The sequence below is a fragment of the Aquitalea pelogenes genome, assembly GCF_001515305.1.
GTDB lineage: Bacteria > Pseudomonadota > Gammaproteobacteria > Burkholderiales > Chromobacteriaceae > Aquitalea > Aquitalea pelogenes.
In genome coordinates, this window is the sequence record NZ_LNQV01000113.1 from 1 (window position 1) to 1,004 (window position 1,004).

The window sequence follows — 1,004 nt, forward strand, 5'->3', positions numbered from 1 at the left end:
TGGGCGGCAATGCCCTGCAACGTCGTGGCGAAGCCATGACCGCTGACAATCAACGCGCCAACGTCAAGGTGGCCGCCGAACAACTGGCCGCCGTCACCCGGCTGGGCCACAACCTGGTGATGTGCCACGGCAACGGCCCGCAAGTCGGCCTGCTCGGCCTGCAAAACGACGCCTACGCCCGCCACGTCGACGGCAAGGTCACCCCCTATCCGCTGGATGTACTGGGTGCCCAGACCGAAGGCATGATTGGCTACATGATCGAACAGGAACTGGGCAACGTGCTGCCGTTTGAAGTGCCGCTGGCCACCATCCTCACCCAGACCGAAGTGGACGCCGCCGACCCCGCCTTCCAGAACCCCACCAAATTCGTCGGCCCGGTGTACAGCAAGGAAGAAGCCGAAGCGCTGGCTGCCAGCCACGGCTGGACGGTGAAAGCCGACGGCGACTACTACCGCCGCGTGGTGCCCAGCCCGAAACCGAAACGCATCTTCGAACTGCGCCCCATCAAATGGATGATCGAAAAAGGCGCGGTGGTGATTGCCGCCGGTGGCGGCGGCATCCCCACCATGTACCAGGGTGACAAACTGGTGGGCGTGGAAGCCGTGATCGACAAAGACCTGGCCTCCGCCCTGCTGGCACGCGAAGTGGACGCCGACTACTTCGTCATCGCCACCGACGTGAAGAGCGTGTTTGTTGGCTGGGGCACTCCCGAAGCCAAAGCCATCCGTCACGCCCACCCGGACGAAATGGACAAGCTGGGCTTTGCTGCCGGTTCGATGGGCCCGAAAGTGGAAGCCGCCTGCGAATTCGCCCGCCTGACCGGCAAGCGTGCAGTGATTGGCGCGCTGGAAGACATCGAGAAGATCGTCAAGGGCGAAGCCGGTACCATCATCTCCACCGAGAAGAGCGGTATCGAGTGGTACTGAGGCAGGGCGCTGCAACACCTGCGGCGGCGTTGCGACGTCGGCTGAAGGGCAGGTGAGATGTGGATCAACAAGGGCTGC

General features: G+C 63.5%; 1 protein-coding gene. It reads left to right on the forward strand.

Features of this window, described 5'->3' with window-relative positions:
• Window positions 1-926 (forward strand): carbamate kinase (gene arcC / locus AWT75_RS20410; RefSeq protein WP_153013419.1); only part of this gene is annotated, 926 nt, incomplete at its 5' end.
• Between the last annotated feature and the right edge of the window lie 78 nt (window positions 927-1,004).